Source organism: Intestinibacter sp. (genome assembly GCF_022780145.1).
Lineage (GTDB): Bacteria > Bacillota > Clostridia > Peptostreptococcales > Peptostreptococcaceae > Intestinibacter.
Genome location: NZ_JALEXO010000242.1, coordinates 1 through 8,194, shown reverse-complemented (window position 1 = coordinate 8,194; position 8,194 = coordinate 1). Strand labels below are relative to the sequence as shown.

General features: G+C 28.6%; 9 protein-coding genes. 4 read left to right on the top strand and 5 right to left on the bottom strand.

Features of this window, described 5'->3' with window-relative positions; genetic code table 11:
- Positions 1-18: 18 nt before the first annotated feature.
- The 4 genes from MR593_RS09170 to MR593_RS09155 form a co-directional block, all read right to left on the bottom strand.
- Entirely contained in the window at positions 19-501 is a 483-nt protein-coding gene (locus tag MR593_RS09170) for an Lrp/AsnC family transcriptional regulator (protein ID WP_290692117.1), read from the bottom strand.
- A gap of 168 nt (positions 502-669) precedes the next feature.
- A complete protein-coding gene (locus tag MR593_RS09165) occupies positions 670-1,083 on the bottom strand; it encodes a CBS domain-containing protein (protein ID WP_290692115.1) in 414 nt (137 codons plus the stop codon).
- A gap of 215 nt (positions 1,084-1,298) precedes the next feature.
- A complete protein-coding gene (locus tag MR593_RS09160) occupies positions 1,299-1,499 on the bottom strand; it encodes a cold-shock protein (RefSeq protein ID WP_290692113.1) in 201 nt (66 codons plus the stop codon).
- 152 nt (positions 1,500-1,651) lie between these two features.
- The gene (locus MR593_RS09155) at positions 1,652-2,806 is read right to left on the bottom strand and encodes an amidase domain-containing protein (protein WP_290692111.1); all 1,155 of its coding nucleotides are present in this window, start codon (positions 2,804-2,806) and stop codon (positions 1,652-1,654) included.
- A gap of 232 nt (positions 2,807-3,038) precedes the next feature.
- Between MR593_RS09155 and MR593_RS09150 the strand changes: the two genes are divergently transcribed.
- The 4 genes from MR593_RS09150 (at position 3,039) to MR593_RS09135 (ending at position 7,169) form a co-directional block, all read left to right on the top strand.
- Complete coding sequence (locus MR593_RS09150) at positions 3,039-3,860, top strand: pyridoxamine kinase (protein ID WP_290692109.1); 822 nt, start codon at positions 3,039-3,041, stop codon at positions 3,858-3,860.
- 59 nt (positions 3,861-3,919) lie between these two features.
- Positions 3,920-4,240, top strand: coding sequence for a YlbF family regulator (locus MR593_RS09145; RefSeq protein WP_290692107.1), 321 nt, complete (start codon positions 3,920-3,922; stop codon positions 4,238-4,240).
- A gap of 324 nt (positions 4,241-4,564) precedes the next feature.
- Positions 4,565-5,890: an aspartate aminotransferase family protein gene (locus MR593_RS09140; protein WP_290692105.1), complete on the top strand. Its 1,326-nt coding sequence runs from the start codon at positions 4,565-4,567 to the stop codon at positions 5,888-5,890.
- A 169-nt stretch (positions 5,891-6,059) separates the two neighbouring features.
- A complete protein-coding gene (locus MR593_RS09135; RefSeq protein WP_290692103.1) occupies positions 6,060-7,169 on the top strand; it encodes a pyridoxal phosphate-dependent aminotransferase in 1,110 nt (369 codons plus the stop codon).
- Between the two features lie 55 nt (positions 7,170-7,224).
- Here the strand turns inward: MR593_RS09135 and MR593_RS09130 are convergent.
- Positions 7,225-8,194 (bottom strand): ABC transporter permease (locus MR593_RS09130; protein ID WP_290692101.1); only part of this gene is annotated, 970 nt, incomplete at its 5' end.

The following is an 8,194-nucleotide window of genomic DNA, read 5'->3' as shown; positions in this document are numbered from 1 at the left end:
TCTATTTCTAGTATAATTTTATGTAAATAATTTTCTGCTTTTGTATTTTTTAGTCATTATATTATATTCTACTTCTGTTATACCTTCTATGCTATAAATTTCTTCAAAAATAAATTTTTGTAAATTATCAAAATCTTCAATAAAGGCATGTGCTTGTAGTTCATTTTTTCCTGTCATAGCGTATACACATTCTATTTTAGGATGCTTTGCAAGCTCGTTAGCAACATCGTCTAGCTTACTAGGTGCTGCCTTAATTTGTAAAAATACTGGTGTATCTAAGCCAACTTTTTTTGAGTTTAATTGAACTGTAAATCTTTCAATTATGCCTTCTTCAAGCATTTTCATAACTCTTTCTCTTACTGCCATACGTGATAAATGTACTTCTCTAGCAATTTCAGCATAAGAAATTCTGCTATCGTTTGCTAATAATTTAAGGATTCTAATGTCTGTCTTATCTAAATGAATACCTAATTTGTCAAACTCTAAAGAATCTTCTCTCATAAATATACCTCCTTCTTAATAATACGTATGGAAATCACTTTATCTTCAAATTAAAAATAATACAATTTCCTATTAACTGCTGTAAAAATAATACACTCTTATGATTAAATTATAACAGTTACTATGCAAGAAGGTATATAAAAACTTGTTATTTAATAAAGAATTTTTTTATTTTTTCATTTCTTGATAGCAATACTCTACAATTGTTCTTCTTTTTACCATTCCTATAAATGTTTCTGTATCATCTATTACAGGAACGAAGTTTTGAGTAATTGCCTTTGATATTAATAGCTCCATATTTGCACTTATTGGCACAGGAGTATTGTTTTTTCTTCTTGGAATATCTATTACAGGCATACTTTCTATATCGTCTATACTAATTTCCTTCTTTTGTATAAGGTCTTTTAATGTCCACAATAAATCTCCTTCTGTTATTGTACCTACATATTTCCCATCTTTTGTCAATATAGGAATAGATGAATATCTATGGTATTCCATTTTTTCTAAAGTTTGTCTAATAGTAAAATCTTCATATATGTATGCGACTTCACTTTTTGGTGTTAGAAAAAATAATATATTCATGTCTATATTCCACCTCCATAATAATTACCAAAAAAATTTATATTTTTATTTATAAAGTATCTCATATTATTTTAACATAGTTATATGCTTATTTACACATAAAATTAACATCCTAAATAAGTCTTAACCCTTATTGCGCAAAAAAAGCCACTTAAGTGGCTTCTTTACATATGACTAACGTTACTAATATATATGAATTTTCATTGTAATCTCGATTATAATCTCACTACGTTTGCAGCTTGAGGTCCTTTAGCACCTTCAACTACTTCAAATTCAACGTTTTGTCCTTCTTCTAAAGTTTTGTATCCTTCACCTTGTATAGCTGAGAAATGTACGAAAACATCTCCTTCACCTTCTACAGATATAAATCCAAAACCTTTTTCATTATTAAACCATTTTACTACACCTGTTTTCATTAATAAATCCTCCTAAAAACACACTTAATTGGCCATTAAATATAGCCTTATATCTAATTTATCATATATAATTATATTTGTCAATTAAATTTAATTTTATACTTATTTTTTTTAATTTCTAAAATGTATATTTTTTAAATAATTTATATACATCAATAATAGACTTTAATTATATGAAATCTTATGGACTTGTCACTCCAGCCTAGATCCCAAGGTACCAATAATCTATCTGTATTATGACATGTTACTAGCGGATATCCCTTTGAATCAAGTCCTGTAACAGTTGATACATGTGTTATTCTGCCGTTTTTTTCATATCCTACTATATCTCCAGGTCTTAGTTTATAAGCTTCTTTATATACATCTTCATAAGAACCCTTGGCTATATATGACCCCCTACCACTGTATATCAAGTAATTTTTAAATCCCTGCGCATTTACCCAAGCCTTCGTCGCCTGTCCATTTTCGTAATTCCAGGTTGTATTTTTAGAAAAAAGACCGCTTTCGAACATTATCTGCGATGCAAAATTAGCGCAATCGCCTCCATCTGAGTTAAAATCTTTGTAATTTGGATTTATTAGGTAAATCTTATCTGGCTCGTTAGTTGCAGCACCACAGTATTTATGAGCGTAATCTATAGCTTTTTTTTGTGTATCATTTAAATTTAATTGTATAGCACTTTGAGATATTATGAAATTTTTTATTTCTTTTGAATCTATATGCTCTAAATTCAGAGAATCAGCAAATGGATCGCTGTACCACTCCTTAGTTATTATATACTTATCATCCTTTTCCCTCACATGCAAATAATGCTGAGTCCCTATTTGAAATTCATTTTGAACGCTCGGTTGATTTTCGTAATGGTATTTATAGTTTGTACAAACTGTGCATATTATACCGTATAAATTTTCTTCCCTCTCTCTTATTTTATTTACCTTGACCTTTGCGTCTATATTATCAAACTCTACTCCCTGCTTATCTGACCAGTTCTTGAGATACTGCATCTTTTTTATCTCGTGTTCATAAGCCCAGAGTCCAAACTTTATATCTGTATCGTAAATGCCCTTTAATATATCTTCATCGTGCTCCATTAGAGCTTTGTTTCTGTAGTCAAATAAATTTTTGAGATACATTTCGTACTGCTTGCTTATATCTAGATCTTTTTTCTGCTCGTTTTCTTGATTATTTTCTTCTATATTATATATATATCCCACTCCTTTATTATTCTCGTACGCATATACATTAGTTCCTGCTAATATCAAAATTAAACTACATAAAATTAGCAACTTTAAAAAGCTATCGTACACAAAATTCACCTCCATCAGAATAATCTGATTAACCATTTCTATAATTATTACAATTTTTATTAGTATATCCAAAATAGTAGACAATAATTATTCTATATTATTTACATATATTTCTATTTAATTGTACCGATACAAATTTTATTTTATAAAATTTATAAATAAGTCTACTCACACGAGTATATTTAATAGTAAAATATACCTATGCAATTTTTTAATTAACGGAGGAATATTTATGATTAAAAAAGTAGCCGCGATAAATGATATGTCAGGAATTGGAAAATGTTCGCTTACAGTAGCAATTCCCATATTATCTGCATTAAAAACACAATGCTGTCCATATCCGACAGCAATACTATCTAGCCAAACTGGATACCCAAAATTTACTTATCTAGATTTGACACATCAAATGGAAGAGTACGGTAAAACATGGAAAGAATTAAATGTAAGCTTTGATACTATATACAGTGGTTTTTTAGGTTCTATAGATCAAATAGATATGGTTTGTGAATTTATAGAAAATAATAAAAATGCATATATAATCGTAGATCCAGTCATGGGAGATGGCGGTGATTACTACCAAACATTTGACGATAATATATGCGACAAAATAAAGGATTTAGTTAAAATATCAGACCTTGTTACTCCAAACTTAACTGAGGCCTGTCTTTTAACAGGAAATAAATATCACACAAACTATACACTTGAAGAATCTCTAAAATTAGCCAAGGAAATATCTAATCTAGGTCCTAAAAAGGTCGTAATAACAGGTATAATAATAGGCGATGAAATAGTAAATTTAGGATACGATAGAGATGAAGATGAGTCGTTTTCTTATTCATTAAAATACAACAATAAATCCTACAGCGGAACTGGAGATATATTTACATCTATAATAACTGGACTTATAACTAACGACTACAGTTTAAACGACGCTATAAAAATAGCATCTGATTTTATATTTAAATGCATAGAATACACATCTAAGTACGATATAGATCCAAACGACGGCGTATTTTTTGAGTTATTCTTAAACGATTTAACATCTCTAAATTAAAAGTTCTACATCCTCCCTTACTTCTATAAAATATATTATAGAAGAAAGGGAGGATTTTTATGGATATAAATCAAAAAGCACAAGAATTAGCTAAGCTTATAAAAAACAGCGATGAATTTAAAACTATGAATAAGTACAAAAAAGAAATAGAAAAAAACAAAAATATAAAAAAACAACTAGATAATTATATGAATAAAAAGGATAAACTCTACACTAGATATAAAATAGATGAAGCTAATAGAAAAATATCTCAATTAGACAGAGAATACTCAAAGGTATTTCAAACACCCCTAGTACAAAATTACTTCAACAGCACACAGAGATTTAATTTACTAATGCAAAATGTGTACAAATCAATCGAAGAAGAGCTTTTAAAATAATATACTCACCTCTTATTTCAAATATTTTTTTAATACAATATTTTGACTATAATATAACGCAATTTTTTTGATTATAATAAATATTTTTTGCCAAAAAAAGTAAATTTTTTGCCAAATTAGATTGCTTTTATTCGATTTAAGTTTTATTATTAAATATATATTAACTTATCGTAAAATCGTTATCTTAAATACCTTCGAGGTATGTATAACTATATCGCGATAAATTTTCAGAAAATATTTAAAATAGATTTAAATTGTGTTTGAATCTATACAATATGTAGGTTAAAAATTATATATTAAAAATTGTGAAATAGGGGGATTGAAATGAGTTCATTATCAACAAGCAAAGAAATATGTGCTAGAGAACTAGAAGTATTAGCAAAAACTCAAAAACTACCATACTGTCCAATAGCATTTAAATCAGGAAAAGGAGCTCTTCTTTACGATTATGAAGGTAAAGAATACATAGATTTACTAGCAAGTGCTTCTTCAGCAAATGTAGGACATGGTAACGAAGAAATAGCAGAAGCTGTAAAAGAACAAATGTCTAAATTAGCTCAATTTTCAATAGTTTACTTCTCTTGTAAGGAACCTGTTGAATACGCAGAAAAATTAATAGAATTATATCCAGGGGACAACAACAAAAAAGTTTTATTCTCAACTACAGGATCTGAATCAATAGATGCTGCTATAAAATTAGCTAAAGGTTATACTGGAAGAAATAAATTAATATCTTTTAACGGAGCTTATCACGGAAGTACTTTCGGTGCAATATCTATATCTGCAATAAGCTTAAACATGAGAAGAAAAATGGGTTCTATGATACCAGATGTTTATCACTTCAATTATCCAAAATGTATCACATGCCCATATGGAAAATGTGAAGAATCTTGTAACTTAGAATGTTTAAAAGAAATAGAAACTGCATTTGATTTATACTTACCACCAGAAGAAGTAGCAGCAGTATTCTTTGAACCAATAGCAGGAGATGCAGGTATAATAGTACCTCCTAAAAAATACGTACAAGGTCTAGCTAAATTATGTAAAGAACACGGTATCTTATTCATAGTCGATGAAATACAACAAGCTTGGGGAAGAAGTGGTAAATTCTTCGCTATAGAAAACTTCGATGTTGAACCAGACCTAATAGTTATGGGTAAATCATCAGGTGGAGGACTTCCAATGGGTGTTGTAATGGGTAAAACTGAAATAATGGATAGCTTAGATGCTCCAGCTCACTTATTTACAATGTCAGGAAACTCAACAGTTTGTGCTGCTGCATTAAAAATGCTAGAAATATTTGAAAGAGAAGATTTAGTAGAACAATCTAGAGTAAAAGGTGAATACTTTAAAAATAAATTCTTAGAATTACAAAAGAAATACGACATAATAAAAGACGTTCGTGGACTTGGATTATCAATAGGTGTAGATCTACCTGATAAAGATACTACTACTAAGATAATCTATGAATGCCAACAAAATGGTCTAGTTTTAATATCTCTTGGAGAATCTACTTTAAGAGTTCAACCACCACTTGTTATAACTTACGAACAAATAGATAAAGCTATCGATATAATCGAACAAGCTATAAAAGACTTCCTAGATGGTAAAATATCTGATGAAGCTTTAACAGTTATAAATGGATGGTAGAATTTTAACTAATACCATTGTTAAATATCGATTTAAAAATAATAAATAATATAATTTTGAGATTAGGTCTAATAATTTTTATTAGACCTAATTTGTATATAATATATTGACATTCCTGTAATTGTAATATATTACTATATACTTAGTTTGAAATAAGGGGGATAATTTTATGGAATACAGAATCAAAAAATCAATTGCATCTCAAATAAAAGAAACATATGCAATTGAAGGAGAAGACGCTTTTAACAATATAGATATCGACTGCGCTGAAGGTATAAATATAGTATCATTTTCAGATGCTGCAATAGATGCATTTAACTCTATCGACTACACAATAATGAAGGACTACCCTCATTCACTTACTGTTAAAAAATCTATAGCAGAATTTTGGGAAAAATACACTGACACAAAAATAGAAAACGACAACATCGTTTTATGCGACGGTTCTATAGCAGCTTTATTCTTAATAAATAAGCTTTTTATAGAAAATGGAGATAAAGTTTTAGGACTAGCTCCACAATTTCCAGAATATGGTGGAGATGTTGTAATGATAGGCGGTAAATTTGAAGCCTACACATTAAAACCTGAAAACAAGTATAAATTTATGGTAGATGAATTTATAGATATGATAACAGATGATTTAAAATTAATATATCTAGACAACCCAAATAACCCTACTGGACAAATAATACCTATTTATGATATAGAAAAAGTATTAAAAGCTGCATACGACAAAAACATAGTAGTATTAGTAGATGAAGCTTACGGTGACTACATGGATTCAAAAAACTCAGCGATAACTTTAATTCCAAAATACGAAAACTTAATAGTTACAAAAACATTCTCTAAAGCTTATGGACTTGCAGGTCTTAGAGGTGGATACATAGTTCAAAATGAAAACTTAACTAAGGCTATGAAAAATATAAATACACCTTACGAAATGACATCTGTAACTAGAGCTGTTGCAGCTAAGGTTGTAGGCGATTACGACTTTTTAGTAGAAATGAGAAAAGCAAACGCCGAAATGAAGAAAAAACTAATAAAAGACTACAAAAACTTGAGTATTTCTGAAAACGGCGAAACAGTTTCTATAATGATGGTAACTCATAAAAACAAAGATTTAGATTTAGAAAAAGAATTTGCTAAATTAAAAATAGGCGTTATATCTTGTGCTTCATTTGAATCTTTAGGTAAAAACTCTGTAAGATTTAGATTCCCATCACCAAAATACCTACCTAGATTAATAGAAGCATTTGAAATTATAGACAACATAGAATAGAAAAAAAAGACGATTGCACTCTAAAAAATTATAAAGTGTGTAATCGTCTTTTTGTTTAATATTTACTTTTTAAAAACTCCACAGGATCTTTTCTTGAAGCTATTCTCGCTGGTATAAACCCACCTACTAAAGCTATAACTATACTTATAGCTATCAATAATACAGCATATTTAGGATTTAAAATAGCTATATTAGATATCTCCGTCGTAACCTTTAGCATATAGTTTAGAGGTATTATAAAAATATAAGCTATAAATACGCCTAAAACTCCTGATAAAAGTCCTATCATGGTGTTTTCCACGTTGAACATGCGTATTATATCTCGCTTTCTAGTACCTAATACCCTTAATATACAAATTTCATTTTTTCTTTCAAGTACAGATATATATGTAATAACAAACATCGTAATCAAAGATGTTATTACAACTAGAGACGCAAAGGATATCAAAACCATATTTATACATTTCATTATATTCGATGATAATTGATTTATTATTGTAGATGTATCCTCGTACAATATTGTTTCACTTTCATCTTTACCTTGATTGTATTTATTCAAATACTCCAATATATCGCTCTTTGCCTCGAAATTCTTAGGGTAAATAGTAATTGATAAAGGAACTGATGAAGCTCCTAATGATTGCAATACCTGCTCTTTATTTCCTTCAAATCTCTGACCTGTAATAATATTGTAATTTAATTTTTTTTGTTCTTCTACAATTTTAGATTTTTTACAATTATCTATATAATAATTACTCAATTCATTGCTGTAGGCTATTCCCTGTGATAAATGAGATAAATTATTATCTTTTTTAGCTCTTAAGATTCCAGTTATACTCAAGGTTAAAGAATTTTTAGAGTTGTATAGCTTTTCTAAATTTCTATCACTACTATCTGTCGAAAAATATTTTCCATTTTTTTGATAAAATTCATCATTAAAAATTATTTTATATTCTTTTCCTATTAGCTCGTCAAATTTGACATTATTTTCTTTGCTGTAATCTACACCAAGAACTTTTAAAACA

Coding starts and splice junctions, on each gene's coding strand:
- MR593_RS09135 (WP_290692103.1), top strand. CDS start 6,060: ATGGAATACAGAATCAAAAAATCAATTGCATCTCAAATAAAAGAAACA.
- MR593_RS09145 (WP_290692107.1), top strand. CDS start 3,920: ATGGATATAAATCAAAAAGCACAAGAATTAGCTAAGCTTATAAAAAAC.
- MR593_RS09140 (WP_290692105.1), top strand. CDS start 4,565: ATGAGTTCATTATCAACAAGCAAAGAAATATGTGCTAGAGAACTAGAA.
- MR593_RS09150 (WP_290692109.1), top strand. CDS start 3,039: ATGATTAAAAAAGTAGCCGCGATAAATGATATGTCAGGAATTGGAAAA.
- MR593_RS09165 (WP_290692115.1), bottom strand. CDS start 1,083: ATGAATATATTATTTTTTCTAACACCAAAAAGTGAAGTCGCATACATA.
- MR593_RS09170 (WP_290692117.1), bottom strand. CDS start 501: ATGAGAGAAGATTCTTTAGAGTTTGACAAATTAGGTATTCATTTAGAT.
- MR593_RS09160 (WP_290692113.1), bottom strand. CDS start 1,499: ATGAAAACAGGTGTAGTAAAATGGTTTAATAATGAAAAAGGTTTTGGA.